The sequence below is a fragment of the Roseivirga misakiensis genome, assembly GCF_001747105.1.
Taxonomy (GTDB): domain Bacteria; phylum Bacteroidota; class Bacteroidia; order Cytophagales; family Cyclobacteriaceae; genus Roseivirga; species Roseivirga misakiensis.
Genome location: NZ_MDGQ01000005.1, coordinates 1,263,354 through 1,287,753, shown reverse-complemented (window position 1 = coordinate 1,287,753; position 24,400 = coordinate 1,263,354). Strand labels below are relative to the sequence as shown.

At 40.7% G+C, this 24,400-nt stretch carries 17 protein-coding genes; 12 read left to right on the top strand and 5 right to left on the bottom strand.

Annotated elements, in window-relative coordinates:
* Nucleotides 1–59 precede the first annotated feature (59 nt).
* The 4 genes from BFP71_RS13270 (at nt 60) to BFP71_RS13255 (ending at nt 4,248) form a co-directional block, all read left to right on the top strand.
* Nucleotides 60–872: a receptor L domain-containing protein gene (locus BFP71_RS13270; RefSeq protein WP_069835944.1), complete on the top strand. Its 813-nt coding sequence runs from the start codon at nt 60–62 to the stop codon at nt 870–872.
* Nucleotides 873–938: 66 nt separating this feature from the next.
* Nucleotides 939–1,574 (top strand): hypothetical protein, encoded by a 636-nt coding sequence (locus tag BFP71_RS13265; protein ID WP_141719761.1) that lies wholly within the window; start codon nt 939–941, stop codon nt 1,572–1,574.
* Between the two features lie 148 nt (nt 1,575–1,722).
* A complete protein-coding gene (locus BFP71_RS13260; protein ID WP_069835942.1) occupies nt 1,723–2,883 on the top strand; it encodes a hypothetical protein in 1,161 nt (386 codons plus the stop codon).
* Nucleotides 2,884–3,147: 264 nt separating this feature from the next.
* Complete coding sequence (locus BFP71_RS13255) at nt 3,148–4,248, top strand: receptor L domain-containing protein (protein ID WP_069835941.1); 1,101 nt, start codon at nt 3,148–3,150, stop codon at nt 4,246–4,248.
* Nucleotides 4,249–4,266: 18 nt separating this feature from the next.
* Here the strand turns inward: BFP71_RS13255 and BFP71_RS13250 are convergent, their stop codons facing one another.
* The 3 genes from BFP71_RS13250 to BFP71_RS13240 all read right to left on the bottom strand — a co-directional run bounded on the left by BFP71_RS13250 (nt 4,267) and on the right by BFP71_RS13240 (nt 7,132).
* Entirely contained in the window at nt 4,267–5,298 is a 1,032-nt protein-coding gene (locus BFP71_RS13250) for an agmatinase family protein (RefSeq protein WP_069835940.1), read from the bottom strand.
* Nucleotides 5,295–6,575, bottom strand: a complete 1,281-nt coding sequence (gene speE, locus BFP71_RS13245; RefSeq protein ID WP_069835939.1) for a polyamine aminopropyltransferase — start codon at nt 6,573–6,575, stop codon at nt 5,295–5,297. The genes BFP71_RS13250 and speE overlap by 4 nt, the downstream gene beginning before the upstream one ends.
* 65 nt (nt 6,576–6,640) lie before the next feature.
* A complete protein-coding gene (locus BFP71_RS13240; RefSeq protein ID WP_069835938.1) occupies nt 6,641–7,132 on the bottom strand; it encodes a SixA phosphatase family protein in 492 nt (163 codons plus the stop codon).
* A 145-nt stretch (nt 7,133–7,277) separates the two neighbouring features.
* Here BFP71_RS13240 and topA point away from each other — a divergent pair, with 145 nt between their 5' ends.
* The 3 genes from topA to BFP71_RS13225 all read left to right on the top strand — a co-directional run bounded on the left by topA (nt 7,278) and on the right by BFP71_RS13225 (nt 11,344).
* On the top strand, nt 7,278–9,767 hold the full coding sequence (topA, locus tag BFP71_RS13235; protein WP_069835937.1) for a type I DNA topoisomerase: 2,490 nt from the start codon (nt 7,278–7,280) through the stop codon (nt 9,765–9,767).
* A 66-nt stretch (nt 9,768–9,833) separates the two neighbouring features.
* Nucleotides 9,834–10,802 carry an alpha/beta hydrolase gene (locus tag BFP71_RS13230; RefSeq protein WP_069835936.1) on the top strand — a complete coding sequence of 323 codons (969 nt, stop codon included), beginning with the start codon at nt 9,834–9,836 and terminating at the stop codon, nt 10,800–10,802.
* Entirely contained in the window at nt 10,802–11,344 is a 543-nt protein-coding gene (locus BFP71_RS13225) for an HD domain-containing protein (protein WP_069835935.1), read from the top strand. Before BFP71_RS13230 ends, BFP71_RS13225 begins: the two co-directional genes overlap by 1 nt.
* Nucleotides 11,345–11,351: 7 nt before the next feature.
* On the opposite strand, the gene BFP71_RS13220 is transcribed toward BFP71_RS13225, so the two are convergent.
* A complete protein-coding gene (locus tag BFP71_RS13220; RefSeq protein WP_069835934.1) occupies nt 11,352–14,468 on the bottom strand; it encodes a T9SS type B sorting domain-containing protein in 3,117 nt (1,038 codons plus the stop codon).
* A 98-nt stretch (nt 14,469–14,566) separates the two neighbouring features.
* Between BFP71_RS13220 and BFP71_RS13215 the strand changes: the two genes are divergently transcribed.
* Nucleotides 14,567–15,250, top strand: coding sequence for an SIR2 family NAD-dependent protein deacylase (locus tag BFP71_RS13215; protein ID WP_069835933.1), 684 nt, complete (start codon nt 14,567–14,569; stop codon nt 15,248–15,250).
* Between the two features lie 174 nt (nt 15,251–15,424).
* Nucleotides 15,425–16,834 carry an MATE family efflux transporter gene (locus tag BFP71_RS13210; RefSeq protein ID WP_069835932.1) on the top strand — a complete coding sequence of 470 codons (1,410 nt, stop codon included), beginning with the start codon at nt 15,425–15,427 and terminating at the stop codon, nt 16,832–16,834.
* Nucleotides 16,835–16,850: 16 nt separating this feature from the next.
* Here the strand turns inward: BFP71_RS13210 and BFP71_RS13205 are convergent, their stop codons facing one another.
* The gene (locus BFP71_RS13205; RefSeq protein ID WP_069837074.1) at nt 16,851–20,156 is read right to left on the bottom strand and encodes an FG-GAP repeat domain-containing protein; all 3,306 of its coding nucleotides are present in this window, start codon (nt 20,154–20,156) and stop codon (nt 16,851–16,853) included.
* 122 nt (nt 20,157–20,278) lie between these two features.
* Between BFP71_RS13205 and BFP71_RS13200 the strand changes: the two genes are divergently transcribed.
* The 3 genes from BFP71_RS13200 (at nt 20,279) to BFP71_RS13190 (ending at nt 24,315) form a co-directional block, all read left to right on the top strand.
* Nucleotides 20,279–22,342 carry a thioredoxin domain-containing protein gene (locus BFP71_RS13200; protein ID WP_176723366.1) on the top strand — a complete coding sequence of 688 codons (2,064 nt, stop codon included), beginning with the start codon at nt 20,279–20,281 and terminating at the stop codon, nt 22,340–22,342.
* Nucleotides 22,343–22,447: 105 nt separating this feature from the next.
* Nucleotides 22,448–22,897: an SRPBCC family protein gene (locus BFP71_RS13195; RefSeq protein WP_069835930.1), complete on the top strand. Its 450-nt coding sequence runs from the start codon at nt 22,448–22,450 to the stop codon at nt 22,895–22,897.
* A 113-nt stretch (nt 22,898–23,010) separates the two neighbouring features.
* Nucleotides 23,011–24,315 (top strand): sulfatase-like hydrolase/transferase, encoded by a 1,305-nt coding sequence (locus BFP71_RS13190; protein ID WP_069835929.1) that lies wholly within the window; start codon nt 23,011–23,013, stop codon nt 24,313–24,315.
* Nucleotides 24,316–24,400: the final 85 nt, after the last annotated feature.

Genomic DNA, 24,400 nt, shown 5'->3' with positions numbered 1-24,400 from the left:
TACGCTTCGGAGTCTTACTTCTATTCGTTTCATGCAATAGTGACGAACAACCCAGTAACATGGGGGTTTTCAACGGAGACCTTTTTCTTAATACTCAAGAAGCGATTGACGATTTTGCCAAGCTTGGTTATACAACCATTATAGGCGACGTAAGAATAGGTGCCAATAATGGCATTGAATCAAATATTACATCCATCAACTTGACTGGGTTGACAAGTATTCAAGGCGTTTTAGAAATAGCGAATACTAATCTTGTTGAATTAAACGGGTTAAGTCAGCTTGTTGAAATACAAGGCACACTTTTCATACAAGGCAATCCACTTTTACGAAATCTAGATGGACTGGATAACCTAAGCACCATTGATGCTTTATCGATTGTTGGGAATGCCGAATTACAGAACATCAATACACTTTCGAGACTCAGAAATCTATCGACTCTCATAGTTTCAGATAACCCAAAACTTACTTCTCTACTAGGTTTAGCAAATATCACCGACGTGACCTTGAACCTTACGATAAGTCGAAACCCATTTTTAAGTAGTTTAAGTGGTCTAATGTCGTTAATGACCGTTGGCGGATTATTAGAAATTTCAGAAACAGACATTACTTCACTAACAGGTCTGGAAAACCTCAGGAGCATTAACGAGGCGCTGATTCAGTCAAACAATACCCTTTTAAGCTTGGCAGGATTGACTGGTCTTGAAACGATTACTGGAGAATTAGTCATTCGAAACAATCCATTCCTAGATGATTTCTGTGCATTAAAAGAATTCGTAACGGCAGAAGGTATTGATCTACCAATAAGCATCACCGATAATTCGGACAACCCTACCCTACAGGAAATCATTGATGAAGATTGTGACGGTAATTAGGCTTTCATAATGTCTAAAAATTGTAAATGGCTTTTCTTATAACTAATTATTTAGTTTATTTAGAGCATGAAGAAGAAATCATTGTTCCTCCTCCCATTAATATGCATTTGTTTGGTCCTATTGACCGCACAGTCTAGCGAGCCCTTTTCCAAAGAAATAGAACGAGCTTACGCTCAAATCCAATTTGACATAGACGTTGAAAAAATTCTGGTTGATTTTAAAAATGAGTTGATCGAAAAAGAAATATTAATCGAAGAAGACCTTAACGATCCATCTAACATATATGATAAACTGGCTAAACTTAAGGAGAATGTTGACCCTTTAGCATTTGGTATTCAAGGAGTTATTGATCGTGAGCCTTGGGACAACCTATTGTCTTCAACGGATATTTTATCGCTGAACGAATCAACCCAAACCACGGTAGCACTATTTACATATTATCAGCGCTTTTCCGTCAATCACGCCAAATTCGAACTTCAACTCACCGAAAATCGACTGTTGGAATTCAAAGGAGAAAATGTTCCTATTAACAGTTTAGAGAGTATTCTTTTCGAAGAAATCGACCGCCTAGCTTACCGCAATGTCACCAGCAAAAATGTGCGGATCGTGATCAAAGCTGATCCGAAAACTCCCAATGAATTCGTTACTTTTATTATTGGAAAGCTCCGAAAAATGGATCTGAGGTCTGTTGAATTTCGATAAAGTTAAGACAACGAATATGAAACCCTGAGGAACTTTCGCTTGATTGTAGGTATATAAAATGGTATTGATATGCAGTAAAAAAATGTAACTATAATGCTACATTACGTTATTACAAAGCAAGAACCCTTTAGACTTAAATTACGATATCATGAAAAATAGAATTCTTATCGTTTTACTATCGGCAATTCTCATTACGAGTTGCAATGAAGACGACACCCCCTCTATATTAGTTGATGATGCAAGTATTGGTAGTCAATCAGAACTAGAAGAGTTTGGCGCCAAAGGCTATGGTTCTATAGCAGGGTCATTAATGATTGCTACCTCTGACTACAGTGACCCAATTACAGATCTAAGTCCCCTACAGACGCTGACAAGGGTTGAAGGAAGTTTTCAAATCCTAAAAACTGATATTACCGACCTCACTGGGTTGAACAATCTCGAAGAGGTCAACGGCTTCATGAGTATAGACAATAATACGTCTTTAACGAGTCTTGATGGTTTGAGTGAACTCGTTCGAATTGATCAAAGTTTCTTTTTACGAAACAATACAAACCTTGCAAGTACTATTGGCTTAGCAAAACTAAATGCTGTAGGGTCAAGTCTCACTATATCCGGTAACACGCTCTTACAGGATATTCTTGGCTTTGCTCAAGTAACAGATGTGCCAAACGACTTAGTCGTCACCGGAAATCCTTCTTTGCAAAGTCTTGATGGACTGAATAATATTCATAGCACTGAAACCTTAATGATTGAATTCAATCCATCATTATTGGATATTTCGGCCTTGGTCAACCTTGAATCTGTCTCAACCCTATCCGTTAGGTCTAATATAAATCTGCAAAACCTGAATGGACTACAGGGGATTACAACTACCGAAAATGTCTATCTATTCAGAAATGATAATCTGACAAGCCTGAGCGGACTGAATAATCTATCTACTGTCAGTAGAGATTTCATAATTAGCATAAACAATTCACTTACAGACCTTTCTGGTCTAAACAGCTTGGTTAACATAGGAACCTTGGGAATCGCTGAGAATGCTAATCTAGAAAACGTTAACGGATTAGAGTCGTCTCAAACCATTGAGAGAATTGAGTTACATTTTAACCCAAAATTGACTAACCTCAGAGGATTGCATAACTTAGAAAATTCTAGTGTTCTTAAATTTTTTAGTAATTCGGCACTTTCAGATTTTTGTGATGTCTCTGACCTAGTCAAAAGTGAAGCTTTTACTGGTTTTTTTGATGCTAGAGAGAACGCCTTTAACCCAAGTAGAGAAGATATTGATTCCGGAAGCTGCAGTAACTAAACCTTGCTAAGTTGCCTTGACTGGTATCCGACTTGCATTTGAGACAAGAAAATGCTTTTCAAGGGCAATGATGTCCATTTCGGTAGCTAACTCAAGAAGCTAAATATATTTGAAACAAAGATTTCATTGTTGCATTCGACTGAGCTCCTAATTGCCATCAACGATATATCAAATAAATACCTTCCAAAGAATTATTTGATTTCTGGTATAATTGTTGTCAACCTAAACTGTCAATTATCCAACCAAATAGTTTAAGTTCATATCATGAAAACAACACTTAAATACCTCACCTTCTCTTTGTCTTTGGTTCTAATCTTGAACGGCTGCTCCAACGACGACTCAATACCTACCACAACAGATAATATATTCTTAAGAAGTCAAACAGAAGTAAATGACTTTGGACAAAAAGGTTATGAAGTTATCAAGGGTTCTCTTGCGATAAATTCCATCAGTGCAGACGATCCAATCGTAGACCTGAGCCCATTAAATAGCATAATTTCAGTAGAATCAGTTTTATCAATTAGCGGAAATTCTATCTCTTCTTTGGATGGACTCAATGGACTCAAAGAAGTTTTAGGTGATGTTGAAATTGAAGATAATGATCAATTAGAAAATCTCGATGGTTTATCAGCCTTGGGATCCATAGGAGGTGATTTCACCATCTTAAATAATCAAAAATTGGCAAGTACGAGTGGCCTTGGATCATTGAACGATTTAGGTGGTAGGTTGTCCATTAGCTTCAATCCAGAACTTACAAACCTAAACGGTTTTGAGGGTGTAAATAGCCTGACCTTGTTAAACATTTATAGTAATACCAGACTGGTTAGCTTAAATGGTTTAAATGGGCTGAATGAAGTAGAAATAAGTGTTTTCATCAATCAAAATCCTGCCCTCGAGACTATCTCGGCCCTTTCAAATCTAAATGCCTTAGAGAACCTCGTGATTCAAGCTAACCCTAACCTGAACAATTTGGATGGTCTTCAGGGTATAACCGAACTCAACTTTTTGGATATCACGCTCAACAATAAATTGGTTGACATGACTGGTTTAAATAATCTTAAAAATGTGACTGAATCGTTGGGCATAGGTTTGAATCTAAATCTCCAAAATTTAAATGGACTTGAAAATGTCAATGTTGCCGAAAGCGTAGTGATCTCGTCAAACGAGAATTTGCAGAATTTAGGTGGCTTACAAAACCTCAATGATACCAATAGAATTGTCTTCTTAAAGAACCCTGGGTTAAGCGATTTCTGCGGACTAACAGGTTTATTTAACAATCAAAACTTCAATGGCGAGGTGGACATCAGAGAAAATGCCTTTAACCCGAGTAGAGAGGATATTTTAGCTGGAAATTGTGACAATTAAAGATTGAATATCAGAATCTTAGGCATTGCCGATCAAACAAGAAAGCTGATAAAGAGCTCTAGCACCAACATTGGCATCCCATTCATTACTGCTTGGTGATACTTCGGTAAGGTCTGCCCCTACTATATTTCTACCACTTTTGATGATACATCGAAAGAGGTAATTTATTTGCTCTAATTCGAAACCACCAGGTACTGGCGTTCCCGTATTTGGGCAAAGTTTAGGGTCAAGACCGTCAATATCAAAAGATATATAAACCTGCTGCGGTAGACAATCAACGATTTCCTGACACTGCTTAGCCCAGCTAACGCCTTCATATTCTGCCGTTTTCAAATGCTGATCATAAAACACCCTCACTCTACCTTCACTCGCTTTTACAGCTTGAGATTCCTCTATGCAATAGTCTCTCACGCCCACTTGCACCAGGTGAGTAATAGAATCTTTTAAGAGCACATTATGCATAATACTAGCGTGAGAATACGTAAATCCTTCATAAGCATTCCGCAAATCGGCATGCGCGTCAATCTGTAAGATTCCCATCTGGCCTTCCCGATCAGCACAAGCTTTGATGTGACCTAAAGGTGTGCTATGATCGCCGCCCAAAAGGATGGTCGTTTTGCCTTGTTCATGCCAATATCGAGATTCCTGCTCAACGTAAGTCATGAGCTGCTTGGACTCGCGATTGATTTCAGTCAGAATTTCTTGCATTTCTTGGCGCTGAGTAGCGTCACTGCCATGTTCTAACCAATCGATAAACTTTTCAGCTTTGGGTCTTAATTCCTTTGCCAGTGAATACCATACTTCTGGTATTTCTGCCATAGCAACGCCTATTTTCCAAGCATCAGGAATATCCGGTATTTCGTAATCAATTTGCGAAGAAGCATCTAAAATGGCTTGGGGTGCATTGGCTGCACCACCTCCATAAGACGCAGTTACGTCCCATGGCACTGGAATGATGATCACCTTGGCATTTTCAGTAGTAAATGGAAGTCCAAACAAGCTCCCTTTTACCCCAACACCATTCGGGTCAAAACCATCCATTATGCTCATTGATCTATCATTTGTTTCACGAAGTTAGGTAAAGCAAAGGCCGCAGCATGAATTTGACCATTATAATAGCTCAATGCATTACTTTCCGAAAAGGCTTGACTCTTTGCTGGATCGAATCCATTTAAAGGATGCGCACTTCCTTTCGTACTATACGAAAAAGACCACATACCAGTAGGGTAAGTCGGGATATAGGCCAAATAGCAGTGCACCTTATCCATCCCAAAAATCGATCGGTATACCTGGTAAATCTCTTTGAAAACTTTATTGTTAAACCTAGGGGACTCACTTTGGGTAATCATTATCCCATCGGTAGAAAGAATTCTATACACCTCTTTGTAAAAGTCAACCGAAAACAACCCCTCAGCAGGGCCCACTGGATCAGTAGAATCAACAATTACGACATCAAAAGAGCCGTCAGAGGCTTCGTTGACATATTTTATGCCGTCATCAACAATCAAGTTTAATCTTGGGTCGTCAAGTGCCGAAGCAATACTTGGCAAATGAAGTTTACAAGCCTCAATCACCTTTTCATCAATTTCGACCATCACTACCTCTTCCAATTCCGTGTGTTTTAACACTTCTCTAGCCGTACCACCATCACCACCACCGATTATGAGAACCCTTTTTGGATTCGGATGCGTGAGAATAGGCACATGCGTAATCATTTCATGATAAACGTACTCATCCTTTTCAGTCGTCATGACCATGCCATCCAGCGTGAGCATATTTCCATATGCCTGTGTTTCATAAACCTCTACCCTTTGATAGTCCGACTGCTGATCGTAAAGTTTACCATTATGTTTCATCGAGAGGGCAATTTTATCGTCCCGCTCTGTAAACCAAATATCTCTTGTTCTTATCGGCTCGCCAGCATCAGTGCTCTTCTCGTCTCTCAGTTGCTGAATATCAAAATCCTTTTTTGTGAGCAAGGCGAGTTCACCACGTTTCAACTCTACCGCAGAACCATGTGCCGCTTTAAATGCCTCCTTCAGAAATTGATAAGACACCCAAGGGTCAACTGACTCACCACAGGTGAAAAGATCCACCGATGCATAACCATATTCAGGCCAAGTATGTATAGCCAAATGGCTTTCTTCAATGACTACAACACCAGAAACTCCATAGGGAGAAAAGTGGTGGAAAGTAGAATTAATTATAGTGGCACCAGCTTCCTCTGCTGCACCTTCCATACTCTTTTCAATGTGAGTAACATCGTTTAACGCTTCTGGAGCACAGTCATAATACTCCACAATGATATGTCTACCTAATGACGCCATGCGCCAAAATTAAGATCATTTTTTCGAATGATTCTTTATAGAATTGATAAAATTTTTGAGGCACCTTATCGGCTCATGCCCGGATAGTAGTAATCCTTTTCTATTGCCATATTTGACGAAGTATGTTCCCACTCTTCGGCGTTCAAGGCCAACCAAGCGCAGGTCCCCGGGTAAAAATCTCTGAAATTCATCGTCAGATAGGCATACACATGAGCAATAGCAGGATTATGTGCCACGATCGCCACCGACTTAAATAATGGATCGATTCTTCTTAGAAAGGCCTTCATTAAATTTTCTGTGGCTTCGTAGAGTTCTTCGGCATCCATGATTCTAGGATCATACTCTAGCTGCTCATTCAAAAGCTTACATGTTGTTAGTGTTCGCACAGCTGGGCTTACGTATAAAGCATCTAGCCTGAGTGGCAGACCATTGACATATTCACCTAAAATAGTGCTCTGGCTTCTACCTTTCTTAGTAAGTTTTCGCTGAAAGTCTTTTTCGTCTCCCGAACCAAATCTGGCCTCGGCATGCCGAATCAAAAGGATGTTTTTGACCATTTTCTTGATATTTTGATTGATGATTAGACAACGAGAAATAATCTTTTTTGATATATCCTAAACAAAGTCGTTTACATCTTCATTTGTTTTTTTGAAAGTTTTATGCGCATCTTTGAGCGCTCTGAGTGTTAATAAACAGTATAGTATGCCGAAAAACCTTGTAATAGTTGAGTCCCCTGCCAAAGCAAAAACGATTGAAGGATATCTTGGAAAGGATTTCAAAGTGGTCTCTAGTTACGGCCATATAAGGGATTTGCCAAAGGGTGATAAGGCTATAGACATAGAAAACAACTTCAAACCGACATACGAAGTAACCGCTGATAAAAAAGAGGTAATCAAAGGACTCAAAAAACTCTCGAAAGCAGCAGAAACAATCTACCTAGCGAGTGATGATGACCGCGAAGGAGAAGCCATTAGCTGGCATTTAAAGGAAGCTTTAAAACTAGACCCAGCCCATACAAAACGTATTGTATTCAGAGAAATCACAAAATCAGCGATCCAAGCGGCCATGTCTAGCCCAAGAGATATTGATGTTGATTTAGTAAATGCACAGCAGGCCAGAAGAATCTTAGACAGACTGGTTGGCTATGAGCTTTCCCCTGTACTTTGGAAAAAGATCAAAAGAGGTTTATCTGCCGGACGCGTTCAATCTGTGGCCGTTAGACTAGTGGTTGAGAAGGAACGCGAAATTGACCAATTCGAAGCAAAATCCTTTTTTAAGGTAAGCGCTCTTTTCAATGTTGAAGGCCGAGAGCTCAAGGCAGAAATACCAAAAAGGTTCGATACTCAAGAAGAAGCTAAGGCATTTTTGGATAACTGTGTAAACGCTGAGTTTACTATTCAGAACTTAGAGAAAAAGCCTGCAAAAAGGTCTCCCGCCCCTCCTTTCACAACTTCTACACTTCAACAGGAAGCCAGTAGAAAGTTGGGATACTCCGTTTTGCAAACCATGACGGTTGCCCAGAAACTTTACGAAGCGGGTAAAATCTCATACATGAGAACTGACTCGTTGAATCTTTCTGATGAAGCGATTCAAGGTGCGGTTAAAGAAATCTCGGCTTCTTACGGTGAGGAGTTTGTGAATACCAGAAAGTTCAAAACGAAGTCGAAATCTGCCCAAGAAGCGCACGAAGCCATCAGGCCGACTAACTTTTCGCACCATACTGCTGGAAAGGATTATAATGAGCAACGCCTTTATGAGCTAATCTGGAAAAGAGCAGTTGCATCTCAAATGGCAGATGCACAATTGGAAAAAACTGTTGTTACTATTGATATCTCTGGAAACGAACAGAAACTAGTCGCTCATGGTGAGGTCATCAAATTTGAGGGTTTTCTCAAAGTGTATATTGAATCTACCGACGATGAAGAGCCAAATGAAGAAGCTAAGGGAATGCTTCCCCCTTTAGTGATCGGCCAAGCGCTTTCCTTAGATTTTATCAAAGCGCGTCAAGGATTCTCTAGACCTCCTGCCCGCTACACTGAGGCGAGTTTGGTGAAAAAATTAGAAGAAATGGGTATTGGTAGACCTTCTACTTATGCCCCAACCATTTCTACAGTACAAAAACGAGATTATGTCTCCAAAGAAAATAGAGAAGGTGTAGAAAGGAAATACGCTGAATTGACACTGGAGAATAATGTGGTGAAGGAAGCGGTAAAAACTGAAATAACTGGGGCTGAAAAGGCTAAACTCTTCCCTACCAATATTGCCATGGTGGTGAACGACTTTCTAGTTGAGCACTTCCCAAATGTAATCGATTTCTCTTTCACGGCCCAAGTAGAGGAGCAATTCGACAATATTGCCGATGGTGGTCAGGAGTGGGAACGCATGATCAAAAACTTCTATGGTGGTTTCCATGAAAAAGTAGAAGCTACGGAACAGATTAGCAGAAGCGAAGTCGGTTCTAGTAGAGAAGTTGGTATTGATCCGGAAAGTGGAAAACCTGTAATTGCTCGTTTGGGTAAGTTTGGTCCACTGGTCCAAATCGGGGAATCTGATCCTGACGATCCAGAAAACAAACCGCAATTTGCCAGTCTAAAAGCCGGGCAGTTCATTGAAAACATTACACTCGAAGACGCACTTGAACTATTTAAATTACCACGTCTAGTGGGTAGTTTCCGTGACCAAGAAATTGTCGTGGCGATCGGTAGATTTGGGCCTTACATCAAATTCGATGAAAAATTCGTTTCCTTACCAAAAGAGGCTGATCCTCTGAGTATTACAGAAGAAGAAGCGATCGTTTTGATCAAAGAAAAGGAAGCGGCTGATGCGCCAATTTATGTTTACGACGATAAGCCTGTTCAAAAGGGAAAAGGTCGGTTTGGTCCATTTATTAAGTGGAACAACATGTTCATCAATGTCAACAAAAAGTATGATTGGGATAATCTTTCAGACGCGGACATTGTAGAGCTCATTGAAGATAAAATTCAAAAGGAGAAAGATAAGCTCATCCACCATTGGGAAGCCGAAGGCATTAGAGTCGAAAAAGCCCGTTGGGGACGACATAATGTTATCAAAGGAAAACTAAAGATAGAGCTACCAAAGACAGTCGATGTCACTGATATGACTTTAGAGGAAGCCCAAGCACTTATAGAGAAGAATAAGCCTGCTAAAAAAACGGCTCGTAAGAAGAAATAGCCTCTCAAAAATTTTCAACTTTTCGTAGTTATCGCTGTTCTTAGTACATTACGGTAAGAAATCCCTATGAAAAGAATTGTAATTATCTGCCTGCTAACTTTTGGTGCCTTTTCCTATGGCAAAGCCCAAAATTATAAAGAAGAGGAAGTCCTTTTAGATGTCGAAAATGGATCGCTAGGTGGTGTTGTCACCTACCCCGAAACCCGAAAAAAGACGCCAGTTGTCTTAATTATTCAAGGCTCCGGCCCCACCGATAAAGACGGAAACTCTGCCGTAGTACCTGGCAAAAACAACTCCTTGAAAATGTTGGCTGAAGCATTGGCAGATGCTGGGATTGCTAGTTTAAGATTTGATAAAAGAGGAATGGGACTAAGTCAATCGGCTGCCCTTCCGGAAGCCGATCTCACCTTTGACACCTTTGTGGAAGATGCCAAGACTTGGCTAAACTCTCTATTGAATAATAAGAAGTTTACTAAAGTTGGTGTCATAGGCCACAGCCAAGGCTCTTTAATTGGTATGCTTATTTGTAGAGACGCAGATGTTTCCGCGTTTGCATCACTGGCAGGGCCGTCTCAAAACATTTCTGAGACCATAATGAACCAGATCAAAGCGAATCCTAACAACCCTGAAAGTATCATAAAAGAGGCAGAGAGTATTATGAGTTCTATTCGAAAAGGGGAAAAAGTGGATGATGTCCCTACTTATTTCGCAAGCCTTTTCCGTCCGAGTATTCAGCCATTTATGAGGGCATGGATGAAGTATGATCCGCAATCGACCTTTCAGAAACTGACTATTCCTTCTATCGTGGTTAATGGAACAAGAGATATTCAAGTGACTATGGACGACGCTGCGAGACTGTACAAAGCCAACCCCAAATCTAAGCAGTATATTATAGATGGCATGAACCACGTACTTAAAAACGCACCGGCCGATAGACAACAAAATTTGGCCACCTATGGCGATCCAACTTTACCCTTGAATCCTGATTTTAAGATGTTAGTAGTGAATTTCTTCCAAGAAAGCCTCAAGAATTAATGACCAGAACAGAAGCGAGAGAAATACTTCATTCCATGACTAAAGGCGAGAGTTTACTTCGGCACGCTCGCACGGTAGAATTAGTTATGGAAGCTTATGGAAAGCATTTTAATGAAGACTCCGACGTATGGGCCAATACCGGTCTGTTACATGATGCGGATTATGAAGCTTACCCTGAAAAGCACCCAAACGTAATCGTGGAGATGCTGAAGGAAAAGGGAGAAGAAAAAATGGCGCATGCTATCTCTGCACATTATACTAAGTGGGGTGTTTCGTATGACACACGCTTGGACAAAGCCCTGCTAGCTTGTGATGAATTAACTGGTTTTATCGTGGCTTGTTGCCAAGTTCGGCCAGATGGCATCAACGGCTTGACCCCTAAATCGGTAAAGAAAAAACTAAAGTCGAAAGGTTTCGCGGCGAAAGTGGAGCGCGACGAGATTCAGGCTGGTATTGATTTATTGGGCGTGGATCAAACTGAGCATATTCAGTTTATCATTGATGTATTGGCGGCCAATAAGGAGGAATTAAATATCGCCTGATCCCTTATTAGAAAATTACACTTATTCTACCCCTCACCTTTTCAGAAAAGGGGTTACCATTAAATTCTGCATTATATTCCGCTACGTATGAATAGGTTCCAGGCGGCACCTTTTCTCCTTCGTATTTCCCATCCCATTGTCCATTAATATCCTGAGTACGATAAATCACTACTCCCCATTGATTATAAACGACCAAATTAAAATCGATGGTACAGTTAAAAACAGCACCAAAAGTGTCATTGATTCCATCGTCGTTGGGAGAAAAAGCGGTCGGAAAACGCACCAAGGGTCGAATATTTGTTACTTGAGCCGAAATGGTCAAATCACACCCATTAGCATCTATTATGCTCACTTGGTAGTTTCCTGCGCCAAGTAGGTCCAAGGTATTCTGCGTAGAGGGCGGCCTCATTTCCCAGTGATACATATAAGGTGCTGTGCCACCAGTAACGCTTATGCTGAGCATACCATCTGAAACACCGGGACAGGCCTGTTTTTCCTCGAAGGTAGCCATCAATTCGCTCGGTTCATCAATTATAAAGTTCACGATGGTTTCACAGTCGTTGGCATCTAATATCTGAACCGAATAATTCCCTTCAGGCAATCCGTCAATTTCATTAGAACTGGAAGAAACACCATTACTCCAATTAAACTCAAATGGTCCAGTGCCTCCTGATACATTGGCAATTGCTCGCCCTCTGGCACCATTGCAAACGGCAGGTATTGGTGTAACTGTAGCTTGTAATAAGGATGGTGAGGTAACTGTGACAGACTCTGCCAAAACGCAATTAAGGGCATCTGTAATTGTGAAGTTGTAAGTACCCGCAGCAAGACCATTTAGCCTTGTACCTGTCGATCCATGGTCCCAAACTAAATTGTATGGTGCTAAACCTCCAGTGATACTTATCTGAATTTCGCCATCAGAATCGCCAAAACAACTCACGGGGGTCTCAATGGATGTGAATGATATCGGTTGAAGTACGGTGACGATCAAATCTTCCGAAACACCGTCACACTGGGAATTTACCGTGGTGGTTTCATAAAAACGTAAAGTATGTTGACCAAGTGAACTCCACGTCACGCGAACTTCATTTGTCCCTTGGCCATCTACAATCGCCCCTCCGATCGCTTCCCAAGTGTAACTGGAACCAGTAGACTTTGGTGTCCAATACCGCACCTCTCTAACGTCGTCTGAGCATAATTGACTAGGACCAAAAGGTTCCAGTGGTTCCAACGTTTCATTCAATGATACATCATAAGTGACGGTATCGCTCAAACAGCCATTCGGCGATCGCGCAATCACTTGAACTCTAGGATTTGCATCGGTAACATTCCAATCTACAACAATCTGATTACCAAAGCTTAAACCATCAATTGTCCCACCATCTACAAACCATTCATAGGTGTAACCAGGCAGCGTACCATCAGCCTGAAAAACGATATCTTGAGCACTAGGGCAAATGGAAACAGGCCCCAAAATTCCATCAATGCCGTCGGGTATCACATTGACAGTTCTACTTACAATTAGGTTACTACATTGGCTAGTCTCCTTTGAGGCAATCATGTCGATTGTAAATTCCCCAGCCTCAGCAAAGTGGTGCGTTACTTCATCACCGAACAATACTGTACCATCGCTTATCTCCCACCGAAAACTAGTATATGTATCTTTCAAGATTGGTATATCCGATGTCACCTTTAATGCGATTTCCGAGGCCTCGCAAACTGTTTCATTGACCACATTTAGCTGTTCGTCAATTATCTCTACTACAAAATCTCCCAAGTTGCCGCCTGCGGCGTAGCCAAACGACTCCGAATCACCGAAGCCATATACATGTGCCACCACACCAGTACTGCTAGTCAACCTACGCGGCCCTTGATTTGTCTCAATCGTAGCGTGCGAAAATTCTGGTCTACCAGGAATCGGCTCAAATTGACTCGAAATATCAACCCCGTCGTATTGCACATTTAGGTTGGATGTTTCTGTAACCAGATTAACAAAATAATTGCGCGTCCGATCGCTTGTTACAATCTGAAATTGAATATCTCTGGCAATTTGATTGACCGGACTTAAGACAATCATAAAAGGATCTGCAACATTATTTCCCCGATCAGCAGCATCACAAGCTTTTCCCCTACTTAAATGTAGCACTGAAATCTTCTTATCAGCTGATATGAAAGTAGCCTGAGATGCCAAAAACACCCATCTTTCCCCGCGGTCAAGTATCCTACTTCCGTTGGTTGTTGTCGTAATCCTTGTATTATTTTCAGCAGCCAATATTTGAACTACATCACCACCCGAACGTGTGGCAAAAGGGATAACAGCGTACGCAGTTCCCCAATCACCAGTCGGGTAAAGTTGATGATAAAGATGATCTGCAGATTGACAATCGTCAACCAAGGAGCTTACATGACCAGAAAAAACAGCAATCGGTTTACAAAACACATTCGGATCATTATTTACCACATCCACCGTGGTTCCAGATAAGTTGTCATCTGAGAAAAAGATGATTTGTTCCCCTAAAAAAAGTGTGTCTCGAAAAGCTACGTTTTTTTGGTGAATCACATTTCCATCACCATCAACTAGATCAGCACTTGGATTAATTTCGTAAATGGTGCTATCTGTTGTCGCAACTATCCCTATTTCGTTTTGTGTAAAACCGGGTAGAAATTGATCATTATCATAGGCCTGCACCATATAATTCTCACCCAACGAATTTACTGGTAAAACCAAAGTACCATCTGAAGTAGCGACGTCCTCATTAAAGGCATAGACAGTCACAGGATCGTTTGTTCTTATTCTTATAGCCACACGTTCATTTTCAGAAGTGCCTTCAGCCTCAAACTCATCTGGAATATCTATCCTTTGACTGCCATTTGCCGATATCGTGAAAAAAGTAGAATAGCTCGTGCCCACTATCTCAGCCCGACCTTGGGTGGCGACTTTACTACTTATAATGACTTGATTGATATTTGGATTGGCCGCTGCTCCATTGATCAAAAAGCCAACGTAAAACTCTCTCCCTTCTGTAGTACCAGTTTGGGCCAAACACGAAAATGCTGAGAACCATAAAATGCATAAGGCCATCTTAGCAAATGCACTCAAAGTATTTTTCGATTTCTTAGCCATAGGGAGTACGCTCAAAATACGTCCTAAGTAACAGATTAAGAAGGCTTTCAATCAATTTAACGTCGCTAAAGCTTATTTTTGGTGAGCTTTGTTCAAACATGAAAAAACTAGTAGTACTTACTGGAGCAGGAATCAGTGCTGAAAGTGGCATCAAGACATTTCGCGATGCGGATGGGCTCTGGGAAGGTCACGATGTTATGGAAGTTGCATCGCCAAACGGGTGGTTCAAAAACCCTGGTTTGGTACTCGAGTTTTACAATCAACGCCGAAAACAAGCACTAAGTGCCAAACCTAATGCCGCACATTTTGCCCTTGCAGAACTACAATCCATGTTTGATGTACAAATCATAACGCAAAATGTAGATAACCTACATGAGAAAGCAGGTAGTCGAAATGTTCATCATTTACATGGCCAACTTTTCCAGTCTCGTAGCACAATTGATGAAGAACTAATATACAATATGGACGACTGGCCGCTAAACTTAGGAGACCTTTGCGAAAAGGGAAGTCAATTGCGACCTAACATCGTTTGGTTTGGCGAAGCGGTGCCAATGATGGAGCTTGCAATTGAAATAACTACCCAGGCCGATATTTTTTTAGTCGTTGGAACATCACTTCAAGTGTACCCCGCTGCTGGCTTGATTGACTATGCTCCAGATGATAGTAAAAAGTTCCTAATTGACCCAAAAAAACCGATTTTACCCCTTTCAAGTCAAGTTCATTTTATCCAGAAAAATGCCACCACAGGCATGCAAGAATTCAAAGAATTAGTGCTCGGCTAAAATTTTCTCTTTGATTTTAAGAAAAATTATTCATTGATTTGTGTCATCATGAAGTTATGAGAATTATTACGTTCATATCGACCGACCCCAATATACTGGTCCTGAACGCGTGCTGCTAATCCCACTCGCGCACCTCTCACTTATTCATTTTTTTAGTTTTTTAATTCTCAAGTAATGACACAATTGTCAAGTAATAGATTTATTAGGTTTTGGCAGTACCTTAAAATGGCCATCTCAGGTAAACAAGAAGATTTTACCACTGGAAGCATTCGTAAGGCGATCTTTATGCTCTCCATCCCTATGATTTTAGAAATGTTGATGGAATCGACATTTGCTTTGGTCGATATCATTTTTGTTTCTCGAATTTCAGTCAATGCTGTAGCTACAGTTGGGCTCACGGAATCCGTAATCACCCTACTCTATGCCGTTGCTATTGGGTTAAGTATGGCCGCTACGGCCGTAGTAGCTCGTAGAATCGGAGAAAAGGACAAAGAAGGTGCTGCAAAAGCATCAGTTCAAGCCATATTTTTAGGGGCACTAGTCGCTATAATTCTCGGAATCCTTGGGATAATTTACCCCAAAGAAATACTAGGTCTTATGGGTGGCGAAGCCGCTTTAATTGAAGAGGGCTATGGTTACACAAGGATTTTACTCGGTGGTAACATCACCATTATGATGCTCTTTTTGATCAACGCCATATTTCGTGGTGCGGGAGACGCTTCTGTGGCCATGTGGATGCTTGTTATATCAAACGGACTCAACATTATCCTTGACCCAATTTTTATCTTCGGACTCGGCCCTATTCCCGCTTATGGCGTGGAAGGCGCTGCCATCGCCACTACTATCGGTCGTGGTGTAGCGGTAACAGGTCAGTTTATGATCCTCTTCTTTGGTTGGGGTAGAATAAAAATTGGCGTAAGAGACTTTGTCTTGAATTTAGCCGTCATGTGGAATTTGATCAAAGTATCGCTTGGTGGTATTGGTCAATTCTTAATCGGTACATCTAGCTGGGTTTTCTTAATGAGGATTATGTCTGAATTCGGAAGCGATGTGTTGGCTGGTTACACCATTTCTATCCGTGTTATGATGTTCACCTTAATGCCAGCATGGGGTATGAGCAATGCCGCTGCGACATTAGTCGGACAAAATTTAGGCGCTAAGAAGCCCGATCGTGCTGAAGTTTCGGTCTGGAAAACAGGAAAATACAATGCGATCTTTATGGTGATTATTTCCTTGTTCTACCTATTCTTTGCCGAGTATATCATAGGATTGTTTAGCGATGTAGAAGAAGTAGTACAGAATGGTGCTTTGAGTTTACAAATCATAGCTGCTGGCTATGTATTTTATGCTTATGGTATGGTAGTGACCCAGTCTTTTAATGGTGCTGGAGATACGAAAACACCTACAGTCATTAACTTCTTCTGCTTTTGGGTATTCCAATTACCGTTTGCCTATTTAGCAGCGATAACACTAGATTGGGGACCAATTGGAGTCTTCACGGCGATTACCTTAGCCGAAATACTGATCGCTACTGTATCGATTATTCTATTTAAAAAGGGTAAATGGAAGACCATTCAGGTCTAATCATGTAGGTCAGATGTTAGGGTCGCTTGGTGACTTTAAAGGTTTTCAATTCACTGTTGTTTGAAGCTACCACAAGGTATTCTTCGTTTTGAATTGTAACCACCTCCAAGTCTCTAACATCTGATTTTAAATAAAGGCCTGCCTCTTCTTGACTTAAAACCTCGAAGTTGGCATTGCCCTTATTAATGGCAATTGAGCCCATATTTCCATCATAACGAACGGTTTCGACTTCGGCCCCATAGAAATTACCGGCAGTCACTAAGTCAATCAATCCATCGGCATTGATATCTCTTAGCAATATGTCTTTGACAGCGCCGAACTGTGCCAAATTCGGCAAAGGCTTAAATTCAAAGTCCATAGCGCCGTTATTTACCAATACACCAGAAGCGAAATTATTCACCTCAAGTTTTAAGGATTCTTCAAGCCTTTCCTCAGTATAAATTGCTGTAAGATCGGCATTCGCGAACTTTTCATAGTTGTCGAATTTCTGAAGGATAAAAGGCATCTGTTGCGAACTACATTCTCTTCCTCTTACTGGTAAGAGCTCTTTTCCGTTACTTTTAGAAAGAACAATATCGCCTAAACCATTATCATCAAAATCATTATAAAACAGGTACAAGGGAGACTTTGGCGTAGGATGATACTTATTATTTAGCCCTACATTGCCAAGCACAAAATCAATATCTCCATCATTATCAATATCCGTCGGTACTATTCTATTCCACCACCCTTTTAAGTCATCAAACGGTACTGATGCCGCTTCGAGAGATTCACCATCGTTCATAAAAATCTTCGGTGCGGTCCACTCTCCTACGACGATCAAGTCATCGTGTCCATTACCATCTAAATCAGCGAAGGTTCCATCCACTAACATGTCTGAAGACTCATAGAAATCCGACGAGACTTTTTTGGTAGCGTTTACAAACCTTCCGCCTTCATTCAAATAAATATGGCTTCTTGGTCCTGAAGGATACTTTCCTGGGACATTTCGATTGAGGACTACTAAATCCATATCGCCATCACCATCTAGATCGGAAGGAATAGCTTTACTCCCTGCTAATTGATCATTTGGAAGCGTTTCTTGCGGTGCTTTTGTAAAGTTCCCATCACCGTCATTCAAATAAAGTCTATCTCTCAAAAGCCCATTTTGGTTATTATAGACTTCACCACTACCACTGACCACATACAAATCAAGATCGCTGTCTCCATCTGCATCAAAAAATGTGGAATTCATATCCTCATGTCGCTTATCAGCATTAAAAGTAGCTTGAGATACCGTTTTAAACTTACCGTTGGCTTGTTGCACGTAAAGCGCTGATGCTTGATCCTTTGCTCCTCCTATAAAAACATCGTCGAGTCCGTCTCCATTTACGTCGGCCTTAGACATAAAAGGGCCATGTTCAGATTGCCTATGTGGTAATAGAATTTCGGCTATAAAGTCGTCAAACTCATTTTCTTCATGCTGGAATGAAATAACTGGTTCTTCCGTTTTCGCAAAGTAGGTATTGGCCTCTTTTGTTGGCCTCATATTAGTCAAATCAGCCTTATTATAGTCAATCACTAACTTTTCGGCTAAATTCGGTGATTTCACGACTGACTGCTCGCCAGTTGGCCAAGTGACGACAATCTCTTGAATCTTTTCATCGGTGGGAATAAAAAGACTTGGATCCGAATTCGACAAGTAACCTCTGCTCCCTCTAATTTTTTCAAGCCTTTCACTGCCATCCGCTAAAACTATTCTAAGTGTGGTCCCTAGCGCATTTCTATTACCCTTAGGGCCAATTAACTCAACTTTATTCAGTTTTCGTCCTGTATTTTCTACCGTTAGATTTTTATACAGGGCACTGTTCAAGTCCATATTGTTAGTCACAATCTCTAAATCCCCATCGTTATCGAGATCGGCAAATACTGCCCCATTTGAGTTATAGGCTTTTCTCATACCCCAATCATCATTGGATCGCTCGAATTTTAAAGCGCCTTGATTTTTGAAAATTGGGTTTTGAAGTTTGGCACTTGGCAACAAATCGAGGACTTGCCCTAATTTAAGGTTACCCGATGATGCTAATTTGTCGGTAGCCGTCATAGCATCGTTATCCGTTATGTCTTTGCGAATTCCGTTGGTCACGAAAAGGTCTTTTAAGCCATCTGCATCATAATCACCGAAGAGCGCCGTCCAACTCCAATCTGTTTTAGAGATACCAGATAGCTGAGATACTTCACTAAAATTCCCTTTACCATGATTGTATTGCAAGGTGTTGATCATGTATTGATGCTGATAGCCTTGATCTACCATGGTCCAGAAAACATCATTGCTCATTGAAGCCATTAGTCTTTTTGAGCGTACATGATCTTCAGGTGCCATATCTAGCGTAAATAGGTCTAAATGACCTGTGTTGTCTATATCAGCCCAATCACTTCCCATACTATAGAAAGAGATGTGGTTGAAATGATCGCCAATCGATTCTTTAAAAGTGCCATCTCCGTTGTTGATGTATAAGTAATCTGGCATTAAATAATCATTCGCCACGTAGATATCATCCCATCCATCTTCATTGAAATCACCTAATACAGCACTCAGTCCCCAGGCATTGTTTACTATCCCCGCTTTATCGGAAATGTCTCTATATTTTCCACCATTATTCTCATAGAGCCTGTCTCGTGCATACTTATCGGCTGTTGCATCTACCCGACTCAGCATGTTAATCGTATTCTTATTTTCGAAATCAATTCGGTGGTTGACCTGATACATATCTAAATCGCCATCCCGATCGAAATCAAAGAAATAGGCTTGAACACCGTAACCTGGATCATCTAAACCGTATTTAGCCGCTTGTTCGGTAAACGTTAAATCACCATTGTTTACATAAAGTAGATTGGTTCTATCTGATGCTTTTTCATATCTGCCAGATCTAGAAACGTAGATATCGTCAAAGCCGTCATCGTTAACATCTACAATGGTGACTCCATTTTTCCAGCCTTGCGCAGCCCCTACACCGGCACTATCCGTCAGGTTTTGAAATTTTAATCCGCCTTTATTCAAGAAGAGTTTTGCCCCAAATTGATTGGACACAAAGTATACATCTTCCAAGTCATCATTATTGAAATCTGCGACAGCTAACCCTGAGCCATTATATATGTAGTTGTAGTTGAAAAAATTATGGGTTTCATCTTCTCGAATGGTATTGATGAACCGAATACCAGACAGCGCAAAGGACACTTCGCTAAAAACCGGAGGCTCAGCTTGAGCATCGTTTTCTTTAGGTTTTACTTCCGCGGTTTCGTTCGATCCGCAAGAGAAAAACAGGCAGGTACATAGAATCACGAAAAAAGTAAAAACTAGTCTTTTACAATTTGTTCTGTATACTTGTAACATCGGTCTACACATCACTTCAAATGTCCTATAAAAGCCTCAAGTTAGAGTTTTCAGGTTTAAAAAATGCGCTGATGATGAAAAAAAATGACAGTTATCCTTTCCGTCTTTTCGGGCTGATTATTGGAATATTAATACTGTATACCAGCTGCGATAGTCGTAAGGAACAAGAGGTCCCTCAGAACCGATTGGCCAAGGAAAGTAGCCTCTATTTATTACAACATTCCACAAACCCTGTCGATTGGTACCCTTGGGGCGATGAGGCGTTTGAAAAGGCTAAATCTGAAGACAAACTCGTTGTCATCAGTATTGGATATTATGCTTGTCACTGGTGCCAGGTGATGGAAAAAGAAACCTTTATGGACACGACGGTGGCCAAGCTTATGAATGATAGTTACGTCTCTATAAAAGTTGATCGTGAAGAAAGGCCTGATATTGACCAAGTTTATGCCGATGCAGCTCGAAAAATGACTGGAAGTGCTGGCTGGCCTTTAAACATTATTGCCACATCCGATGGCACACCTTTGTTCGCTGGTACATACTTTGAAAATGAAGATTGGCAGGCGGTACTTCAGCGAGCCGATTACTTGTATCAAGAAAATCCTGAAGAAATTCTCAATCAGGCAGAAAGTATGGCTGCTTCGCTCAAGGAAAAGTCGAGTCTAAAGGGACAAGGAATAGATATTACTTTAGCCGATATTGAAGGGTTGTGGTTAAGCCAAAGTGATACGACCGTTGGTGGAATTAAAGGCACGCAGAAGTTCCCTAACTCGCCTTATTTGTCTGCATTGCTTGATTTCACCTATTATCGACCGAACAAGGACTTGGACAAATTCCTAAAACAGACGTTAGATAATATGGCTTTAGGCGGCATGTTTGATCATCTTAATGGTGGATTTGCCCGATACTCTACCGATAAGGACTGGAAGGTTCCTCACTTTGAAAAGATGCTCTATGACAATGCGCAGCTGATGGCAGTTTATGCCAAGGCGTATCGTAAGTTTAACGACCCTTTTTATCTCTATATCGCCGAAAGCACGGCTAATTGCTTACTGACGGAGTTTAAAAGAGAGAGTGGCGGTTTCTATTCCTCGATTAATGCAGTGAGTAATGAAGTTGAGGGTGGCTATTATACATGGACGCTTTCAGAAATTCAGGAATTTGATGATGCTGCAACCCTAAAACTTTTCAATATCTCAGAAGCTGGCAACTGGGAGAATGGTCAGAATGTACTCTTTGCCAATGGATCGACTAAGCAAGATTATTTGGCTTGGACTAAATCGGATGTCAAAGCAGAAATACTTAGCAAACGATCGAGAAGAACGTCTCCACCCAAGGATAAAAAGATTATCACCAGTTGGAATGCTTTGGCGATTGAAGGCTTTGTTTCGCTTTATCGTGCAACGCAGAACACCGCGTATCTCAATGAAGGCAAGAACCTAGCTACATACCTGACAGGCAATCATTTAAATTCCGATAATAATAGTGTTACTCGAACTGATGGAAGTCTTCAAAATGGCTTTCTTCAGGATTATGCACAGTTATCCGCTAGTCTTATTTCTTTGTATCAAGTGACTTTTAACCTCAACTGGATAGAATCTGCAGAAGCGATAACTGCTGAAATGGTCGAGCGCTTTAATGCTGATAACACTGCTCTTTTCAAACAAAGTTCAGCCAAAGACGATCTGTTTATGGCGAGCTACCCTACCCTAGATTCTGATTTACCCTCAGGAAATGCACAAGCAGCGGAAAACCTTATCCTTTTGGCCGAACTGTTTTATGATACTCGGAGTGAATGGAAAGATAAAGCCGTTGAGATGCTATCTGCAGAAAATAGCGAAATGCAAGTCGCACCGGCCTTTACTGGTAAATGGATTCAATCATTGATTCAGCTGCAAAACCCATCCTATGAGGTGGCGATTTTGGGATCGCAAGCTAGAAACTATCAAGAAGCCCTTGATCTAGGGTTTCGACCCGATATTATTTTCCTTGGTGGTACTGCTGAGGGCAGTGTTCCGTTGTTGGCCAATAAATTAGTTGATGGCAGAACAACTATCTATGTGTGCCAAAATAAGACATGTAAGTTTCCTACAGAAGACGTAGAAGAGGCCTATCGCATGACCTTAGAGCCATTTTGAGTTAATTCTAGGCCCTTTTTTTAAGATTCATACTTAAGTATGAACGGGTTTTCCATAGACATTGGCAGGTTTATGAAACATTTTTCAACCACATAAAAAACGATCATGGAATTTAATGCACAAATACTTATCAATGCTCCAAAAGAAAAAATATGGCCAGTAATCACAAATATTGAGGAAGCGAAGTCACGCATAAGTGCCATTCAAGATATTGAGGTTTTAGAAAAGCCGAATGAAGGATTAATCGGTTTGAAATGGCGTGAAACTAGAATCATGTTCGGTAAATCGGCAATGGAAACCATGTGGATAACTCATGCAGAAGAAAATCATTATTATCAGACCAGAGCAGAAAGTCACGGCTCCATTTATATTTCGAAATTAATGCTAGAAGAGGCTCAAGAGAATGGTACTATTTTGAAAATGAGCTTCAATGGCCAACCACAGACCTTTATGGCCAAATTAATGACTAAAGTGATGGGTCCGCTTTTCAAAAAAGCAACGTTGAAAGCGATCAACCAAGATCTTATTGATATTAAAGCATCTTGTGAGGTATAGTAACTCAAACGAATGGTTTTCAACAGTTTAAATAATACCTTGATCTAGATTCATGAAATAAAAATTAAACCATTTTATGTAATTACCATCTATAGACTCGTTAATTGAATCGTATGAACAAGCACTTGCTGTTTACCATGTTCTGCTGTTACATTTTAGTCGCCTGCAGTAGTAATGATGACGATCCTTCTGTAAATCAAGGAAACGTCACGAGCCCGAATATCCTGTTAATTATTGCCGATGACTTGGGTCTAGACGCCTTAAGTGGTTATTCGGAGGGTAGCATAAAAGCTAACACGCCACATTTGGACCGTTTAAGAAATAGCGGAATCACCTTTAATAACTTCTGGACAAACTCTGTTTGCTCTCCTACCCGTGCGACTATTCTTACGGGCAAGTACGGTTATTCAACAGGTGTAAAATCACCAGGAGATGAAATTTCACCTAATGAGATTTCATTACAGCGCTATATTAATGAAGGTACCGAAAGTAGCTATGCAACCGCTATTGTTGGCAAATGGCACCTTTCCGGAACTAATGGCAATTTGAACCCTGAAGATATGGGCATTGATTATTATGCTGGTTTATATTCAGGCGCAGTCACCGACTATTACAATTGGAGCCTAACGGAAGATGGAGTTGCATCCAGAGAAACTGACTATGTCACAACAAAATTCACTGATTTGGCCATTGACTGGGTAAGTGCCCAAACTAAACCTTGGTTTTTATGGCTAGCATACAACGCGCCTCACTCACCTTTTCACTTGCCTCCTGCAAGCATGCACTCGCAAGGTAATCTTCCAACAGATCAGGCTTCGATAGATGCTAACTCAATTCCTTATTATATGGCTAGCATAGAGGCAATGGATTTTCAAATTGGTCGACTACTAGACAATATTGATGATGATGACTTAACGAATACGGCTGTCATATTTATCGGTGATAACGGGACACCAAATCAAGTCTCACAGTCTCCATATGGTAGAAGAAGAGCTAAAGGAACGATGTATCAAGGTGGCATAAATGTTCCGATGTTTATAAGCGGTTATGGCGTGAACAGAATTGGAAGCGACAATGCACTGATAAATTCAACAGATCTCTTCACTACGATTGCTTCCCTTGCTGGTATTGACGTCGAGACTTACGAGGATAGCAAAAACTTTAGTCCATTGTTAAGTTCCCCCAATGATGTTTTTCGAGGCTTTACTTATGCCGAATTTAATGATGAAACTACTGATGAGTGGACCGTGAGAAACGATCAGTATAAACTTATAGTGAATGGAGATGGTGCAGAAGAACTTTATGATCTATCTACGGATCCTTACGAAGATTCTAACCTTTTAGACAATTCGCTATCAAACGAAGCTCAAAACGCAAAAACAGCACTTGAAGCAGTTTTAAGTCAAATTCGACGTTAAACGATATACTCGATGTCCTAAAAATAAAAAAGGATCAAGAATTGGACATATATCCTAAACTTGATCCTCTACTTAAGACTTATCT

Bases quoted from the DNA above. Each gene is read 5' to 3' on its own strand.
- topA (WP_069835937.1), top strand. From the start codon at position 7,278: ATGCCGAAAAACCTTGTAATAGTTGAGTCCCCTGCCAAAGCAAAAACG.
- BFP71_RS13200 (WP_176723366.1), top strand. From the start codon at position 20,279: ATGATGAAAAAAAATGACAGTTATCCTTTCCGTCTTTTCGGGCTGATT.
- BFP71_RS13240 (WP_069835938.1), bottom strand. From the start codon at position 7,132: ATGGTCAAAAACATCCTTTTGATTCGGCATGCCGAGGCCAGATTTGGT.
- BFP71_RS13270 (WP_069835944.1), top strand. From the start codon at position 60: ATGGGGGTTTTCAACGGAGACCTTTTTCTTAATACTCAAGAAGCGATT.
- BFP71_RS13190 (WP_069835929.1), top strand. From the start codon at position 23,011: ATGAACAAGCACTTGCTGTTTACCATGTTCTGCTGTTACATTTTAGTC.
- BFP71_RS13255 (WP_069835941.1), top strand. From the start codon at position 3,148: ATGAAAACAACACTTAAATACCTCACCTTCTCTTTGTCTTTGGTTCTA.
- BFP71_RS13265 (WP_141719761.1), top strand. From the start codon at position 939: ATGAAGAAGAAATCATTGTTCCTCCTCCCATTAATATGCATTTGTTTG.
- BFP71_RS13230 (WP_069835936.1), top strand. From the start codon at position 9,834: ATGAAAAGAATTGTAATTATCTGCCTGCTAACTTTTGGTGCCTTTTCC.
- BFP71_RS13250 (WP_069835940.1), bottom strand. From the start codon at position 5,298: ATGAGCATAATGGATGGTTTTGACCCGAATGGTGTTGGGGTAAAAGGG.
- BFP71_RS13195 (WP_069835930.1), top strand. From the start codon at position 22,448: ATGGAATTTAATGCACAAATACTTATCAATGCTCCAAAAGAAAAAATA.
- speE (WP_069835939.1), bottom strand. From the start codon at position 6,575: ATGGCGTCATTAGGTAGACATATCATTGTGGAGTATTATGACTGTGCT.
- BFP71_RS13260 (WP_069835942.1), top strand. From the start codon at position 1,723: ATGAAAAATAGAATTCTTATCGTTTTACTATCGGCAATTCTCATTACG.
- BFP71_RS13220 (WP_069835934.1), bottom strand. From the start codon at position 14,468: ATGGCTAAGAAATCGAAAAATACTTTGAGTGCATTTGCTAAGATGGCC.
- BFP71_RS13215 (WP_069835933.1), top strand. From the start codon at position 14,567: ATGAAAAAACTAGTAGTACTTACTGGAGCAGGAATCAGTGCTGAAAGT.
- BFP71_RS13210 (WP_069835932.1), top strand. From the start codon at position 15,425: ATGACACAATTGTCAAGTAATAGATTTATTAGGTTTTGGCAGTACCTT.
- BFP71_RS13225 (WP_069835935.1), top strand. From the start codon at position 10,802: ATGACCAGAACAGAAGCGAGAGAAATACTTCATTCCATGACTAAAGGC.